Genomic DNA, 16,551 nt, shown 5'->3' with positions numbered 1-16,551 from the left:
AGAGTGAACGGGGCGTTAGCCGCGTCGGGCGGCGGCGATCACCGTCCGTAACCGCTCATCGCATAGGGGCGCTCGGCCGCAGTCGTGCCCCAGATCAGGTTCGGCTGCGGGCCCATGACGAAGTGCAGCTCGCCCCCGGCCTGGATCTCGTCGTGGCCGATCCAGGTGCGGTTCAGCGGACGGCCGTTCAGGGTGACCGACTGGACGTAGAGGTTCTCGTCCGCCAGCCCCTCGGTGGAGATGGTGAAGCGATTGCCGTTGGGCAGGTTCAGCACCGCCCGCTCCACGAACGGGCGGCCGATGACGTACTGACCCGAGGCCGGGGTGACCGGGTAGAAGCCCAGGGCCGTGAACATCAGCCAGGCCGACATCTGGCCGACGTCGTCATTGCCCGCCAGACCGGCCGGACCCGAGTGGTACTGGGTGTCCATGATCTGCTTCAGCCGGGCCTGGGTGCGCCAGGGCGCGCCGGCGAAGACATAGGCGTAGGCCGAGTGGTGGCTGGGCTCGTTGCCGTGGATGTACTGGCCGATCAGGCCGGCGATGTCCTCGGCGTGGGAGTAGTCCAGCCCGGTGTTGTCATAGTCGAACATGGCGTCGAGCTTGGCGACGGTGGCCTCGTCGCCGCCCATGGCGGTGATCAGGCCGGCCATGTCCTGGGGCACGAACCACGAATACTGCCAGGCGTTGCCCTCGGTGTAGTCGGAGCCGTAGTTGATCGCGGTCGGATCGAAGGGCGTGCGGAAGGTCCCGTCGGCCAGACGGGCGCGGACGAAGCCGGTCTCCGCATCGAAGGTGTTGCGCCAGTTGCCTGCCCGGCGGTCGAACTGAGCCTGGACGTCGGCGCGGCCCAGACGCTGGGCCATGCGGGCGATGGTCCAGTCGTCATAGGCGTACTCGACGGTCTTGGAGGCGGCCTCGGGCTCGCGGTCGATCGGGGCCCAGCCCAGATCCATATAGTCGCCCAGACCGCCGTAGGGGCGGTAGGTGGCGCTGGCGACCATGGCCTCGAGCGCGGCCTCGCCGTCGATGCCGTCGATGCCCTTCAGGTAGGCGTCGGCGATGACCGGCACGGCGTGATAGCCGATCATCGTCCAGGTCTCCTGACCCGCGAACGACCAGACCGGCAGGATGCCGTAGGGGCTGACCTGCTGGGCGGCCAGCAGGGAGTTGACCATGTCGGCGTTGCGGCTGTCCGGCTGGACCAGCGTCAGCAGCGGATGCTGGGCGCGGAAGGTGTCCCACAGGCTGAAGGTCGAGTGGACGGTGAAGTCCGACTGGTGGACGGCGTTGTCCGGCCCCCGCCAGCGGCCGTCCGCATCGCCGTGCACCGACGGGGCGATCAGCGAGTGGTACAGGGCGGTGTACAGGCTGGTCCGCATCTCTTCCGGCGCGGTGATGTCCACGGCGCCGAGGGCGTCGGACCAGGCGGCGCGGCTCTGGGCCCGGACGCCGTCGAAGTCGAAGGTCCCGCCCTCGGACTCCAGATTGCGGATGGCCCCCTCCTCGTCGACCGAGGAGACGGCGACCTGGACCAGCAGCGGGCCGGTGATGGAGCCGAAGTCGAACGCGGCCTCAAGCTGGCGGCCCTGCACCTGGGCGCGGTCGTCCATGGTGCGGCCCGGCTGACGGAAGCCGCGGTACGGCGCCTCGGTGTCCCGGTCCTGCAGCTGGTAGCCGACCAGGGGCTTGGAGAAGCGCATGGCGAAATAGAGCTGGCGGCCGGGGGCCCAGCCGCGGGTCTCGCGGAAGCCGGTGACGGTGCCGTCGGGGTGCACCCGGATGCGCGACCACAGCACCTTGCCCGGGTAGTCATAGATGGACGGGCGGAAGTCCAGCAGGATGCGGGCGGGGGCCGAGCGCGGGAAGCTGTACCGGTGCAGGCCGACGCGGACGCCCGCGGTCAGTTCGGCGCGCACGCCGGAGTCGGTCAGGCTGACGGCGTAATAGCCGGGCTCCGCGACTTCCGAGGCCTTGTTGTAGCGTGAGCGGTAGCCCGAGCCCGGCTGGGCCGGATCGCCCGGATCCCAGCGCACCTCGCCCGAGATCGGGGTGATCAGGACGTCGCCGAGGTCCGAATGGCCGGTGCCCGAGAAATGGGTATGGGAGAAGCCGAGGATGGTCGGGTCGTCGTAGCGATAGCCGGCCGCCCAGTCATAGGACTGGCGGAACGGGCGGAAGTCGGTGTCCGGGCTGAGCTGGACCATGCCGAAGGGCGCGACGGCGCCGGGGAAGGTATGCCCCTTGCCCGAGGTGCCGATGAAGGGATCGACCGCATCATAGGGCGAAGGCGGAGCAGGGGGCGCCTCCTGCGCCGTGGCGCAGCCCGAAAGGGTGAGGGTGGCGAACACCGCCGCCATTCCGAGATGCCGCATATGAGAATCCCTCCGCCAGTAAGCGGGGCGACCCTAGGCAGGTTGGCGGTGGAGGGAAAGAAGGACGATGGTGGGTGATCACAGGTTCGAACTGTGGACCCGCTGATTAAGAGTCAGCTGCTCTACCAACTGAGCTAATCACCCGGACTCATCGTCTTCACGCTGACGGTCGGTCGGGACCGGCGTCGGCGAGGGGCGGGAGATAGAGGCTCGCCGATCGGAACGCAAGCGGCTTTTTCGTGTCCGTTTCGGTTTGTCGCAGGAGGAGCTAGGGTCGGGGCGGAATCAGCCGCGGGAAGCGGCGAGGGGAAACGCAGATCATGGCCTTCTGGAACCGCCGTCGCTCGATCGACGCGATGCTGGCGCCGCACGACGGACCGGCGCTGAAGAAGACGCTGGGCTGGCCGCACCTGATGGCGCTGGGCGTCGGCGCCATTGTCGGCACCGGCATCCTGACCCTGATCGGCGAAGGCGCGGGGCTGGCCGGGCCGGCGGTCATGATCAGCTTCGTTCTGGCGGGCGTGGTCTGCGCCTGTGCGGCCCTGGCCTATGCCGAACTGTCGACCATGATGCCCGCCGCGGGCAGCGCCTATACCTACTCCTACGCCGTGCTGGGCGAGGCGATCGCCTGGGTGGTCGGCTGGAGCCTGATCCTGGAGTACTCGCTGGTCGTTTCGGCGGTGGCTGTCGGCTGGTCGGGCTATGCCGACGCCTTCCTGGCCGGGTTGGGACTGGACCTGCCCGTCTATCTGACCAAGGGCGTCCATCTGTCGTTCGAGAACGGGATCGTCGCGGCCTTCCAGGGCTGGACGCCCGAGCAGGGACTGATCAACCTCCCGGCCGTCTTCATCATCGCGGTGGTGACCGGCCTGCTTCTGCTGGGCACCCGCGAAAGCGCGCTGCTGAACGCCGTACTGGTGGTGATCAAGATTCTGGCGCTGGTGGTTTTCGTCGCGATCGCCCTGCCGGCGTTCAATCCCGATCACTTCACGCCCTTCATGCCCCAGGGCTTCGGAGCGCCGTCCTTCCCGTTCCAGGAGCAGCTGACGGGGCAGGCGCCGGTGCAGGCCGGCGTCATGGCCGCCGCGGCGATCATCTTCTTCGCCTTCTACGGTTTCGACGCCATCTCGACGGCGGCGGAGGAGACCAAGAATCCGAAGCGCGACCTGTCTATCGGCATCATCGGTTCGATGGTCGTCTGCACGGCCCTGTATCTGCTGGTCGCCGCCGCAGCGGTGGGCGCCAGCCCGACCGAGGCCTTCGCCACCAGCCGCGAGCCGCTGTCGCTGATCCTGCGCCAGCTGGGGCAGCCCTTCTTCGCACAGGCGATGGCGGCGGTGGCGGTCATCGCCCTGCCGACCGTGCTGTTGGCCTTCCTGTTCGGGCAGAGCCGCATCTTCCTGGGCATGGCGCGCGACGGCCTGCTGCCGCGCCGCCTGGCCAAGGTCTCGAGCCGGGGCATTCCGGTGGTCGTGACCGTCTTCACCGCCATCGTCGTGGCGGCGCTGGGCGGGATCATGACGCTGGGCGAACTGGCGTCGCTGGCCAATGCCGGGACGCTGGCGGCCTTCCTTGCGGTGGGTGTCAGCCTGATCGTGCTGCGCGTCCGTGACCCGAACCGGCCCCGCGTGTTCAAGGCCCCCCTGTGGTGGCTGGTGGGCGGCGTCACCATCGTCGGCTGCATCATCTTCTTCTTCAGCCTGCGGACCTCGACGCAGGTCGCGTTCCTGATCTGGAACGCTATCGGTCTGGCGATCTACCTCCTCTGGTCGTCGCGGAACTCGCGGCTGGCCAAGGGCGAGGAGCAGGCGGGCTGATGGCGCGCCGGGACCTGTCGGGGGCGGTCGACTTCTCCGTTCTGGAGCGGATGACCGGCGGCGAGGACGCGATCACCGACGAGGTCCTGGGCCTGTTCGGCCAGCAGGCGGCGATGTGGTCGCCGCTGCTGGATGTCCGGGAAGAGGGCTGGCGCGACGCGGTGCACACCATCCGCGGCGCGGCGGCGGGGATCGGGGCGGATGCCCTGGCGCAGGCCTGCCAGACGGCGGAGCAGGCGGACAAGGGCGAGGCGCCGCCGCTGCTGGACCGGGTCAGGGATCAGCTGGAGATCGCCCTGGCCGATGTGGCGGCCTACCGGCATGAGATCATGCTGAGGAGCTTGAAGGGGTAGCCTCCGCAGGCGCCCCTCCACCGCTTCGCGGTCCCGCTCCCCCGGTGGGGGAGGAACGTCAGGCCCGGGTCTTGTCCCAGACGCTGAACTCGTGGGCGATGCAGCGGTCGATGAGGGTGCGCCAGACCGGCTCGGCGATGTCGGCCGAGAGGCCCGCGGGGGCGGCGGCGGCGAGCACCTTGGTCACCACATCCTCGATGCGGGCGTCGTCATGGACGACGTCGCGGCTGGGCTTGATGCGCGCGGCGGCGTGCATGTAGCGCTGACGCTCGGCCAGCAGGGTCACGAGGGCGCGGTCCAGCGCGTCCACGCCGTGGCGGACCTCGGCCATGGTCAGGCAGTCTTCCGGGGCGACGCGGGCGTCGATGGGGACGATCACGGGGGACTCAGCCGACAAAGGCGCGCTCCAGAACATAGTCGCCGGGCTCGGCGTTCGAGCCCTCCTTGAGGCCATAGGTCTCCAGCAGTTCGCCGGTTTCCTTGATCATGGCCATCGAGCCGCACAGCATGACGCGGTCGGTGTTGGGCGAGAAGCCGATGGGCAGTTGCAGGTCGGCGAAGACGTCGCCGGACTTGATGCGGTCGGTGATCCGACCCGGGGTCTCGAACTTCTCGCGGGTGACGGTTGGGTAGTAGACCAGCTGGGCCTTCGCCTCGTCGCCGACCAGCGGGTCCTCGTGGATGCCGTGGGTGAAGAAGTCGCGGTAGGCCAGGTCGGCCACGTTGCGGACGGTGTGGCAGACGATGACCTGGCCGAAGCGGCTGTAGGTGTCCGGGTCGCGGGCGACCGAGAGCCAGGGGGCCAGTCCGGTGCCGGTGCCGATCAGCCAGAGGCGCTCGCCGCCGGTCAGGGCGTCGAGGACCAGTGTGCCGGTCGGCTTCTTGCCCATCAGGACGGTGTCGCCCGGCTGGATCTTCTGCAGGCGCGAGGTCAGGGGGCCGTCGGGCACCTTGATGGAGAAGAACTCCAGCTCCTCGTCCCAGTGCGGGGAGGCGATGGAGTAGGCGCGCAGGACGGGCTTGCCGCCGTCTTCGCCGGGCAGGCCGATCATCACGAACTCGCCGGATCGGAAGCGGAAATCCTCCGGGCGGCGGATGCGGAAGCTGAACAGCTGGTCGGTCCAGTGATGGACGGTCAGGACCTCAAGCTCGTGGAAGGGCGAGGCCTTGGCGGGGGGAGGGGCGACGGCGTCAGTCATTGCCGCGCTTATTAGGGCGCGCCGGGGCGGGGGGGAAGGGATGGGGTGTCGCGGAAAAATTTTTGAGTTCGGGTTTTGAGCGAAACGAGAAGACCCAAACTTGAACATGGCCGGGCGCAGGCGGCGTCGGGGGCGGTGGACGATGGGAAAGACCGGGAGGCAGTGTGACACGCCGATGCGGCAAATTTGGACGTAGCCTACGAACTTCCCTCTCCCGACGGGAGAGGGGTGCTGGACTGGAGTGAGTTCGGTCTCTAGCGTCCGGCTCCGGTTCAAAAATCCATCGTCGGGCGTTCATGCGTAATATCCTGCTGGCTTCCACCCTGCTTGTGGCGACGCTGTCGCCGTTCACCGCCGCGATGGCGCAGCAGGCCGCCCCGGCGCCCGCCGCCGCCCCCGCCGAGAGCGCGATCCTGACGCCCGAGCGGGTGTTCGCGAACCCGTCGCTGGCCGGGCCGGTGGCCAAGGGCGTCAGCCTGTCGCCGGACGGGGAACTGGTGGCCTTCCTGCGCTCGCGCGAGGACGACGTGGACGTGCAGGACCTGTGGGCCGCGCCGACCGGCGAGGGCGAGCCGTTCAAGCTGATCGACGCGCGGGCGCTGGTCCCGGACGCGGGCGAGCTGTCGGAGGCCGAGAAGGCCCGCCGCGAGCGGATGCGCATCAGCGCGCGCGGCGTGGTCGAATATTCGTGGGACGAGCAGGGCCGCTACATCCTCGCGCCGCTGGAGGGCGACATCTTCCTGGCGACCCGGGCCGACGGCTCGGTGCGCCGCCTGACCGAGACCGAGGCCGACGAGATCGACGCCAAGGTGTCGCCGCGCGGCAATTTCGTCTCGTGGGTCCGGGACCAGGACCTGGTCGTCTATGACCTGTCGACCAATACCGAGACGGCGATCACCAGCGACGGCGACGGCCTGAAGACCTGGGCCACGGCCGAGTTCATCGCGCAGGAAGAGCTGGACCGCGACACCGGCTACTGGTGGAGCCCGACCGAGCGTTACATCGCCCTGCAGCACACCGACGAGAGCACCGTCGACATCATCCCGCGTCTGGACATCACCGGGACCGGGGCGACGACGGTGGAGCAGCGCTATCCGCGCGCGGGCCGTCCGAACGCGGTGGTCGAGCTGTATGTGCACGACCGCGAGACCGGCCAGCGGGTGAAGGTCGATCTGGGTTCGAACACCGACATCTATCTGGCGCGGGTGAACTGGTCGTCGGACGGCAGCATCCTGTACGTCCAGCGCCTGTCGCGAGACCAGAAGACGCTGGACCTGCTGAGCGTCGATCCGGCCACGGGCGCGTCGCGGGTGATCGTGACCCAGCGTTCGGACGCCTGGGTGCCGCTGAGCCACGACTTCCGCGCGCTGGACAACGGCAACTTCATCTGGTCGTCGGAAGAGACCGGCTGGAAGCACCTGTACCTGTTCAACCGTGACGGCCGCCGCATCCGGGCGATCACCCAGGGCCAATATCCGGTGAAGGGTCTGGCCGGGATCAACCCGAGCACGGGCGACGTCTTCTTCACCGCCTCGATGCGCGACGGACAGGAACTGCCGATCGAGCAGCAGCTGTTCCGCGCGTCCCTGCGCCGGACCATGACGCCGGTGGCGATCACCCCGGCCGGCGGCTGGTGGGGCGCCTCGATGAACCGGACGGGCACCGCCTTCGTCGGCACCTACAGCGATCTGGACACGCCGTCGCAGTCGGCCCTGTACCGCGCCGACGGGACCCGCATCCGCTGGATCGAGGAGAACCGCCTGGAGCCCGGCCACCCCTACTATCCGTTCGCCGGACGGCGGGGGAATGTGACCTTCGGCACGCTGGAGAGCCATGGCGAGACCCTGGTGTGGCAGATGACGACGCCGCCCGGTTTCGACCCGACCAAAACCTATCCGGTGGTGATGCAGGTGTACGGCGGACCGTCGGGCGGCGGGGTCAAGCGCGCCTGGCAGGGCTCGACCAATCAACTGTTGACCGAGGCCGGATACATCGTCTTCCGCCTGGACAATCGCGGCGAGGGCGACCGCTCGGCGGCGTTCAAGCAAGCCCTGTATCTGCGCATGGGCCAACCTGAGATCGAGGATCAGGTTCTGGCCGCTGACTATCTGAGAACCTTGCCTTTTGTGGACGATGATCGCATCGCCATGATGGGCTGGTCCTACGGGGGCTTCATGACCCTGATGGCGGCGACGGAGCCGCGCATGGGCCTGGCCGGAGCGCTGGCGGGCGCGCCGCCGACGGAGTGGGGCCTGTACGATACCGCCTACACCGAGCGCTACATGTCGACGCCGGAAGCGAACGTCGAAGGCTATGCCGCCTCGGACGTCATTCCGCGCCTGCCCAACCTGACCGGACGGCTGCTGCTGATGCACGGCATGGCCGATGACAATGTGATCCTGGAAAACTCGACGCGGGTGATCAACGCCCTGCAGCAGAACAGCCAGCCGTTCGAGCTGATGCTGTATCCGGGCCAGCGTCACGGGGTGCGGGGCAATGAGCGTCAGCTGCAGCAGTGGCGGACGTATCTGGACTTCCTGGACCGGACCATCGGGACGCGGTCGCATTGATGATCTCCCCTTCCCCTCGAGGGGGAAGGGGTCGGGGGATGGGGTGATGGCAGTGCGGTTCAGACTATTGCGCGAGAGGCTCGGCCTTGGGTTGGACGGAGCCTTTGGCAGTCCCTCCGGACGCAGCCTGCCTCCACCCCTCCCAACCCTCCCCCTCGAGGGGAGGGCTTTGGCGGGAGTCGCCGCCGCGCTGGTGATGCTGGCGGCGGGGGCGGCGCAGGCGCAGGAGGCGCCGACGGACCTGACCGACATGGTGTTTGTCGGGGCGGACGGCATCTGTGATTTCGGACCGGGTTCTCCCCCGACGGTGGCTGGCCTCGTTGACGGTAGGGAGCATCCCCGGATCTGCGTCATGGACGATGCGTGGGTGTTCCCGGGGCAGCCCGATGTTGTCTGGCCTGCGGGCGCGGATGTCGATGAGCCGCCGGTTCGGCTCAACAGCCTTCTCAGGGTTTCAGCTCCACCGACCGGTGGGCGAATTCCGACCGGACCGCTTCGCGGCGTTCCCATCCTGCTGAAAGACAATATCGAGACCGCCGACATGCCGACCACAGCCGGTTCGCTGGCGCTGGCGGAGAATGCGCCCGGGCGGGATGCGCCGCTGGTGACACGGTTGCGCGAGGCGGGGGCTGTGATCCTCGGCAAGACCAATCTGTCGGAGTGGGCCAACATCCGCTCGTCGAACTCGATCAGTGGCTGGAGCGCGGTCGGAGGGCAGACGCTGAACCCCTATGATCCGGCGCGGACACCGTGCGGGTCGTCTTCGGGCAGCGCCGTGGCGGTGGCCATAGGGCTGGCTCCGGCGGCCATCGGGACGGAGACGGACGGGTCGATCACCTGCCCGGCCTCGGTGAACGGGGTGGTGGGCTTCAAGCCGACCGTGGGGCTGGTCAGCCGGACCTATATCGTGCCGATCAGCCATTCGCAGGACACGGCCGGGCCGATCACGACCACGGTCGAGGACGCGGCCATCGTGCTGTCGGTCATCGCGGGCAGCGATCCGCTAGATCCGGCGACGGCCGAGGCGGACGCGCGCAAGGTCGATTATCGCGCGGCGCTGGACTCCACGTCGCTGAACGGCGCCCGGATCGGGGTGATGCGGTTCCTGCTGCCGTCCTATTCGGAGGAGACGCGGGCCGAGTTCGAGCGGTCGCTGGAGGCGATGCGCGCCGCCGGAGCGGTGATCGTGGACATCACCGAGCCGCCCGCCGACTTCCGCAACATCGGCGCCTGGGAGCTGCAGGTGCTGATGACCGAGCTGAAGGTGGATGTGAACGCCTATCTGGCCTCGACCGACCCGGCGCAGGTGAAGACCCGGACGCTGGCGGAGGTGATCGCCTTCAACGACGCCGAGCCGCGCGAGACGGTGCTGTTCGGGCAGGAGCTGTTCCTGCGTGCCGAGGCGACGACGGGGCTGGAGGATCCGGTCTACATCAACGCCCGGGCCAGTTCGCTGCGCGCCGCCGGGCCGGAGGGGATCGACCGGATGATGGCGGACAACGCCGTCGTCGCCCTGATCGCGCCGACGACCTCGCGCGCCTGGACCAATGACCGCGAGGATGACGACAACGCCCAGGGCTCGGCCAGCCGGCTGGCGGCGGTGGCGGGCTATCCGCACCTGACGGTGCCGATGGGCTTTGACCGCGGCATGCCGGTGGGGATGAGCTTCATCGCCGGGAAGTGGGAGGACGCGAAGGTCCTGTCGCTGGGCTATGCGTTCGAGCAGCTGACGCGGGCGAGGCGGGCGCCGGAGGAGCGGTAGTCGTCTCCTCCCCGTCGCGGTCCGCGATGGGAAGGTGGCTCGGCGCGGATACGCGACGAGACGGAGGGGGCGGCGCGGGCGGCTGAAAGCCGGGCGCCAATCCTTCCCCGTCAGCGCCGCCCCCTCCACCACCCGGGCGATGCCCGGGCGGTCCCCCTCCCCAGTCGCAACGCGACCGGGGAGGAGACGCAACCTTCACCGTTCTGCGAGGTTCAGCCGTCATGGAAAAGCTGTTCATCCGCTTCGCCACCCTGACGGCCAAGGTCGCGGGCAAGCCGTGGACCTTTATCGCCTGCTGCGGGATCGTGCTGGCCTGGGCGCTGTCCGGTCCGGTGTTCCGCTTCAGCGAGACCTGGCAGCTGGTGATCAACACCGGCACGACCATCATCACCTTCCTGATGGTGTTCCTGATCCAGAACACCCAGAACCGCGACGGGGCGGCGATGCAGGCCAAGCTGGACGAGCTGGTCTATGCGGTGAAAAAGGCCGACGCCCGCTTCATCGGCATCGAACACCTGACCGACAAGGAGCTGGAGGCCATCCTGGCCGAGGTCGAGGCGCGGGGGCTGGCCGTGCATCGCGGCAAGCCCGCCGGGCCGATCAAGGGGCGGCCCGGGCGCCGGATCGAGGATGTGGAGGCGGAACAGCCTCCGGCGGCGAAGCCGCGCGCCCGCCGCCGCTGACCTTTCGCGCGACAGGCGAGCGCATTCATGTAGGTGGCGGATTTGCGACAGTTTTAAGTCTTAAGAAAGTCTTGAAATCCAAGGGGTCAGCAGTATTAGCTGCGGTTTCAGGGGGATCGTCGCCACAACAGAGAGTGGTCCGGCCCCGGAGCATTTGCGCCGGGCGGTCAAACCGCGTCCGGCTTCTTCAGAGACCGAGGACGCCCCATGACCCTGGCCGCCGGCGATATCGCGATCATCTCGATGAACGCGGACACCAACAAGACCTTCTCGTTTGTCTGCCTTGTCGACATCCCGGCGGGCGAGGTGATCAAGTTCACCGACAACGGCTGGCTGAGCACCGGCAGCTTCCGCACCGGCGAGGGCACGATCACCTGGACGGCGCCCGCGGGCGGCATCTCGCGCGGCACGGTCATCACCATCGACACGACGGCGACGGTCTCGACCGTCAATTTCGGCACGGTCAGCGACAGCGGCGACGTCAACTTCTCGACCTCGGGCGACCAGATCCTGGCCTACCAGGGCGCCGACGCCTCGCCGACCTTCCTGTACGCGGTGAACAATGAGGCCACCGGCTGGCAGGCCTCGGCGACCAACGCCAACACCTCGGCCCTGCCGCCCGGCCTGACCGAGGGCACGACGGCCATCGCCCTGAACGAGATCGACAACGCCGCCTATTCGGGCAGCGTCTCCGGGACCCGCGCCGAACTGCTGGCCCTGATCGGCAGCCAGTCGAACTGGACCCTGAACGACACGACCAACCAGACGGCGCCGGGCAGCTTCAGCGTCGGCGGCAGCATGTCCTTCTCGATCGGCGATGCCGTGGTGACGGAGGGTGACGCCGGCACGGTGACGATGACCTTCACCGTCACCCGGACCAACGGCTCGGGCGCGGCCACCGTCAACTGGGCGACCTCGGACGGCACGGCCACCGCGGGCGTGGACTATGTCGCCGGATCGGGCACGGCCAGCTTCGCCGACGGGCAGACCACCACCACCATCACCGTCACGGTGAACAGCGACGCCGTGGTCGAGGGCGACGAGACCCTGAACGTCACCCTGACCAGCCCCTCGACCGGCACCATCTCGGACGCCACGGGCGTGGGCGTGATCACCAATGACGACGTGCCCGCCGGGGCGGTGACGCCCTTCATCAACGAGTTCCACTATGACAACGCCGGCACCGACGCCGGGGAGTTCATCGAGATCGCCGGTAGCGCGGGCACCAACCTGAACGGCTGGACCCTGGTGCTGTACAACGGCGGCAACGGCCAGTCGTACGGCACGATCAACCTGTCGGGCGCCTTCGCCGACATGCAGAACGGCATGGGCGTGCTGAGCTTCTCGGCCGTCGGCATGCAGAACGGATCGCCGGACGGCATCGCCCTGGTCGACAACAACGGCAACGTCGTCGAGTTCATCAGCTACGAAGGCGCGATGACCGCCACCAACGGTCCGGCCAGCGGCATGACCAGCGTCGACGTGGGCGCGGGCGTTGAGGAGCCGGGCGACGCCAGCGGCACCTCGATCGGCCGTGTCGGCACGGGCGGGCAGGACAACTTCACCTGGGCCGTGATCAACGACGACACCCCCGGCGCCATCAACGGCGGCCAGACCTTCACCCCGGTGGTGTCGGTGGGCGACGCCTCGGTGGCCGAGGGCGACAGCGGCACGACCCTGATCACCTTCACCCTCACGCGCACGACCGCGGACGGCGCCGCGACCGTCGACTGGTCGACCCAAGACGCGATCCCGGTGAACGGCACGGACGCCAACGCCGGCTCGGACTACGTCCGCACCAACGGCACCGCCACCTTCGCCGACGGCGAGCTGACCACGACCTTCACCGTGGTGGTCAACGGCGACGTGACCCCGGAGCTGACCGAGCAGTTCGAGGTTCATCTGTCGAACGCGACCGGCGGTCTGGTGATCGGCGACGGCGTCGGCATCGGCACGATCACCAATGACGACGCGACCCCGCCGACGGTGTCGGTGGATGACGTCACCGTGGTCGAGGGCGACAGCGGAACGGTGACGATGACCTTCACCGTGACCCGCGCGGGCGGCACGGGCGCCTTCACCGTCGACTATGCGACCCTGGACGGCACGGCGACGGCGGGCCAGGACTATACCGCCGCCTCGGGCACGCTGACGTTCGCGGACGGGGTGATGACCCAGACGGTGACGGTCACGGTCAGCGGCGACACGGCCTCGGAAGCGACCGAGCGCTTCACCCTGAACCTGTCCAATGCGACCAACAATGCGGTCGTCACCGACGGTTCGGCGACCGGGACGATCACCAACGACGACCTGACGGCCATCTATACGATCCAGGGCGCGAGCCACACCTCGAGCTACGCCGGCGAGGAGGTGACCACCACCGGCGTCGTCACCGCGATCGACAGCAACGGCTTCTACATCCAGGACCCGAACGGCGACGGCGACCGCCGCACCTCGGACGCCATCTTCGTCTCGACCGGCACAGCCCCGACGGGGATCGTGGTCGGCAGCGCCGTGACCGTTTCGGGCGTGGTGCAGGAGTTCGTCGGCGCCGCGGGCAGCCTGAGCATCACCCAGATCGCCGCGGGCGTGAACGGCCTGAGCTATGTCGCCAACGGCACGGGCACGGTGCAGACCACCTACATCGGCAACGGCGTGGGCGAGTATCTGGCCCCGACCGCGCAGGTGGACGACGACAACTTCACCTCGTTCGATCCGGAGACCGACGCCATCGACTTCTACGAGTCGATGGAAGGCATGCTGGTGACCGTACGCGACGCCCAGGCGGTGTCGGACACGGCCTCGGGCTCGACCTATGTGGTGGCCAACTCGGGCGCTGACGCGACGGGCATGAACGACCGCGGCGGGATCACCAACTCGGCCGGCGACTTCAACCCCGAAGCCCTGATCATCTACGACGACTCGACCATCTCGGGATCGTACGCCCCGAACCATTCGGTCGGCGACCGGCTGGGCGATGTGACCGGCGTGGTCAGCTATTTCGGCGGCGAGTACGAGCTGATCGTGCGCGACACGGTGACGGTGGTTCAGGACGTCGCCGCCACCGCCGAGACCACCGGTCTGGTGCAGGCCGACACGGGCGCCAACGAGCACCTGACCATCGCCAGCTACAACGTCGAGAACCTGGACCCGGGCGACGGCGCGCGGATCACTGAACTGGCCATCGACATCGTGTCGAACATGGGCACGCCGGACATCATCGGCCTGATCGAGGTGCAGGACGGCAACGACGGCACCCTGTCGGGGCAGGCCTCGGCGCAGGCGCTGATCAACCAGATCGTCGCCCAGGGCGGCCCGACCTATGTCTATGTCGAGGTCCCGCCGGCCACCGAAGGCTCGTCGGGCGGCGAGCCGGGCGGCAACATCCGCAACGGCTTCCTCTACAACCCGGACCGCGTCGACTACGTGAACGGTTCGGCCGTGGCCCTGCTGGACCCCGCGTTCAGCGGCAGCCGCAAGCCGCTGTCGGCCCAGTTCGAGTTCAACGGCGAGATCATCACCGCCCTGTCGATTCACTCGACCTCGCGCATCGGCTCCGACCCCTACATGGGCTCGACCCAGCCGCCGGCGAACGCGGGCGAGGGCGGCCGCCTGGCCCAGTCGCAGGCGATCGAGGCCTATCTGGACCAGCTGCGTCTGGTCGATCCGAACGCGCACATCGTGGTGTCGGGTGACTTCAACGCCTTCTACTTCGAGCAGTCGGTGACGCTGCTGGAGGACGGCGGGCTGAACAACCTGTGGAGCCTGGTGCCCGAGGAGGAGCGCTACTCCTACGTCTTCGGCGGCAACTCGCAGACCCTGGACCACATGCTGGTCTCGGACACCCTGACCACGGGCGCGCAGTTCGACGGCGTCCACATCAACTCGTACATGGCCGATCAGGCCAGTGACCACGACGCCCTGCTGGCGCAGCTGGTCGTGGTCGGCGCGGGGAACAACCTCGTCACCGGCACGGCGGGCGCCGACGCCATGGCCGCGCTGGCCGGCAACGACACCTATATCGTCAACCACGCCGGTGACGTGATCACCGAGGCGGCCGGCGCCGGGACCGACACGGTCCAGGCCTCGGTCTCCTACACCCTGAGCGACAATGTCGAGAATCTGGTCCTGACCGGGACGGCGGCGAACGGCACGGGCAACGCCTCGAACAACATCATCACGGGCAACGCCTCGAACAATGTGCTGACCGGCGGCGACGGCGACGACGTGCTGGCGGGTCTGGGCGGGGTGAACACCCTGAACGGCGGCGCGGGCGTGGACACGGCCACCTATGCGCTGGCCTCGACCGGGGTCGATGTGCGCCTGAACGGCAATGTGACGCGCAACAACGGTCTGGGCGGCACGGACACCCTGTCGGGCATCGAGAACGTCACGGGCTCGGACTTCGACGACACCCTGATCGGCTCGAGCGCGAACAATGTGCTGGCCGGCGGCCTCGGCCGTGACGTCCTGCTGGGCCTCGCGGGCAACGACACCCTGATCGGCGGCTCGGGCGCGGCGAACGAGCTGTTCGGCGGCGCGGGCGACGACCTGTACATCGTCGCCGCCCAGGACACGGTGTTCGAGGCGGCGGGCGAGGGGCTGGACACCGTCCAGACCACCGTCGGCAACTTCACGCTGGGCGCCAATATCGAGAACCTGACCTACACCGGTTCGTCGGCGTTCAACGGCGTCGGCAACGCCTCGGCCAACGTGATCCGCGGCGGCGTCGGCGCCGACATCCTGAACGGCGCGGACGGGGCGGACACCCTGGTCGGCGGCGCGGGAGCGGACGTCCTCGTCGGCGGGAACGGCAGCGACACGGTCGATTACTCGACCTCGACGGCGGGCGTCAGCGTCCGCCTGGCCGGCCAGTTCGCCTTCGACGACGGGTTCGGCGCGCGCGACGTCTATTCGTCGATCGAGAACGCCACCGGTTCGGCCCATGCCGACCTGCTGTTCGGCTCGGCGGGCGACAACGTTCTGAACGGCGGTCTGGGCGCCGACACCCTGCTGGGGTTGGACGGCAACGACACCCTGATCGGCGGCTCGGGCGCGGCCAACACCCTGCAGGGCGGGCAGGGCGACGACCTCTATGTGGTCAGCGCCAACGACACGATCACCGAGTTCCTGAACGAGGGGATCGACACGGTCCAGACGACCAACGCCGGCTTCACCCTGGGCGCCAATCTGGAAAACCTGACCTTCACCGGGGCGGGCGCCTTCCAGGGCACGGGCAATGGGCTGGCCAATGTGATCACCGGCGGGGCGGGCAATGACCGTCTGGTCGGCGCGGGGGGCAACGACACCCTGAACGGCGGCCAAGGCAGCGACACGGCCTTCTACACCGGCGTGGCGTCCGACTATCTGGTCGAGGATCTGGGCGGCGGTCAGTACCGCGTGACGGACAGTGTCGGCGGCCGCAACGGCGTCGACATCCTGAACGGCATCGAACGGATCGAGTTCGCCAGCGGCGAGTCCCATACCCTGTCCGCCGGCATGCCTGTGCTGTCGGCCAAGGAGACGGGGCCGCAGGTCCTGCCGACGCTCGTCGACGACGACTTCCTGCCGATCGGCAAGGACGTGGGCGAGCCGCTGGTCCTGCCGGGCGTCGACGATGTGTCGCCGGCGCTGGCCAAGGGCGCCGGAGAGGCCCTGGTCCTGCCGGGCATCGACGACGCGGGCGGCTGGGACTTCATGGTCGTCTCGAACGATCCGGCGTGGAACCGTCACAGCGACCACAGCCCGCTGGTGACGCCGACCCTGGCCGACCAGCTGCTGGGCGGCTGACG

At 68.6% G+C, this 16,551-nt stretch carries 9 protein-coding genes and 1 tRNA gene; 6 read left to right on the top strand and 4 right to left on the bottom strand.

Annotation, left to right across the window (positions count from 1 at the left end; genetic code table 11):
- Positions 1-38: 38 nt before the first annotated feature.
- Together VGE03_RS02270 and VGE03_RS02265 are read right to left on the bottom strand one after the other, a co-directional pair.
- Entirely contained in the window at positions 39-2,375 is a 2,337-nt protein-coding gene (locus tag VGE03_RS02270; protein WP_331044845.1) for a GH92 family glycosyl hydrolase, read from the bottom strand.
- Positions 2,376-2,443: 68 nt separating this feature from the next.
- Positions 2,444-2,519, bottom strand: a tRNA-Lys gene (locus VGE03_RS02265).
- A 176-nt stretch (positions 2,520-2,695) separates the two neighbouring features.
- Between VGE03_RS02265 and VGE03_RS02260 the strand changes: the two genes are divergently transcribed.
- Positions 2,696-4,192 carry an amino acid permease gene (locus VGE03_RS02260; protein ID WP_331044844.1) on the top strand — a complete coding sequence of 499 codons (1,497 nt, stop codon included), beginning with the start codon at positions 2,696-2,698 and terminating at the stop codon, positions 4,190-4,192.
- Positions 4,192-4,545 carry an Hpt domain-containing protein gene (locus tag VGE03_RS02255; protein ID WP_331044843.1) on the top strand — a complete coding sequence of 118 codons (354 nt, stop codon included), beginning with the start codon at positions 4,192-4,194 and terminating at the stop codon, positions 4,543-4,545. Before VGE03_RS02260 ends, VGE03_RS02255 begins: the two co-directional genes overlap by 1 nt.
- Before the next feature lie 58 nt (positions 4,546-4,603).
- Here VGE03_RS02255 and VGE03_RS02250 read toward each other — a convergent pair whose 3' ends face one another.
- Both VGE03_RS02250 and VGE03_RS02245 read right to left on the bottom strand, forming a co-directional pair.
- Positions 4,604-4,960 (bottom strand): chorismate mutase, encoded by a 357-nt coding sequence (locus tag VGE03_RS02250; protein WP_331044842.1) that lies wholly within the window; start codon positions 4,958-4,960, stop codon positions 4,604-4,606.
- The gene (locus VGE03_RS02245; protein ID WP_331044841.1) at positions 4,932-5,744 is read right to left on the bottom strand and encodes a ferredoxin--NADP reductase; all 813 of its coding nucleotides are present in this window, start codon (positions 5,742-5,744) and stop codon (positions 4,932-4,934) included. The genes VGE03_RS02250 and VGE03_RS02245 overlap by 29 nt, the downstream gene beginning before the upstream one ends.
- A gap of 296 nt (positions 5,745-6,040) precedes the next feature.
- Here VGE03_RS02245 and VGE03_RS02240 point away from each other — a divergent pair, with 296 nt between their 5' ends.
- The 4 genes from VGE03_RS02240 to VGE03_RS02225 all read left to right on the top strand — a co-directional run bounded on the left by VGE03_RS02240 (position 6,041) and on the right by VGE03_RS02225 (position 16,549).
- Complete coding sequence (locus tag VGE03_RS02240; protein WP_331044840.1) at positions 6,041-8,314, top strand: S9 family peptidase; 2,274 nt, start codon at positions 6,041-6,043, stop codon at positions 8,312-8,314.
- A gap of 352 nt (positions 8,315-8,666) precedes the next feature.
- The gene (locus tag VGE03_RS02235) at positions 8,667-10,076 is read left to right on the top strand and encodes an amidase (RefSeq protein ID WP_331044883.1); all 1,410 of its coding nucleotides are present in this window, start codon (positions 8,667-8,669) and stop codon (positions 10,074-10,076) included.
- A gap of 221 nt (positions 10,077-10,297) precedes the next feature.
- Entirely contained in the window at positions 10,298-10,759 is a 462-nt protein-coding gene (locus VGE03_RS02230; RefSeq protein WP_331044839.1) for a low affinity iron permease family protein, read from the top strand.
- 207 nt (positions 10,760-10,966) lie between these two features.
- Positions 10,967-16,549, top strand: a complete 5,583-nt coding sequence (locus VGE03_RS02225) for a Calx-beta domain-containing protein (RefSeq protein ID WP_331044838.1) — start codon at positions 10,967-10,969, stop codon at positions 16,547-16,549.
- Positions 16,550-16,551: the final 2 nt, after the last annotated feature.

It is taken from the genome of Brevundimonas sp. (assembly GCF_036400995.1).
Lineage (GTDB): Bacteria > Pseudomonadota > Alphaproteobacteria > Caulobacterales > Caulobacteraceae > Brevundimonas.
The sequence above is the reverse complement of the archived record's forward strand: the minus strand, read 5'-3'. Positions and strand labels throughout refer to the sequence as shown.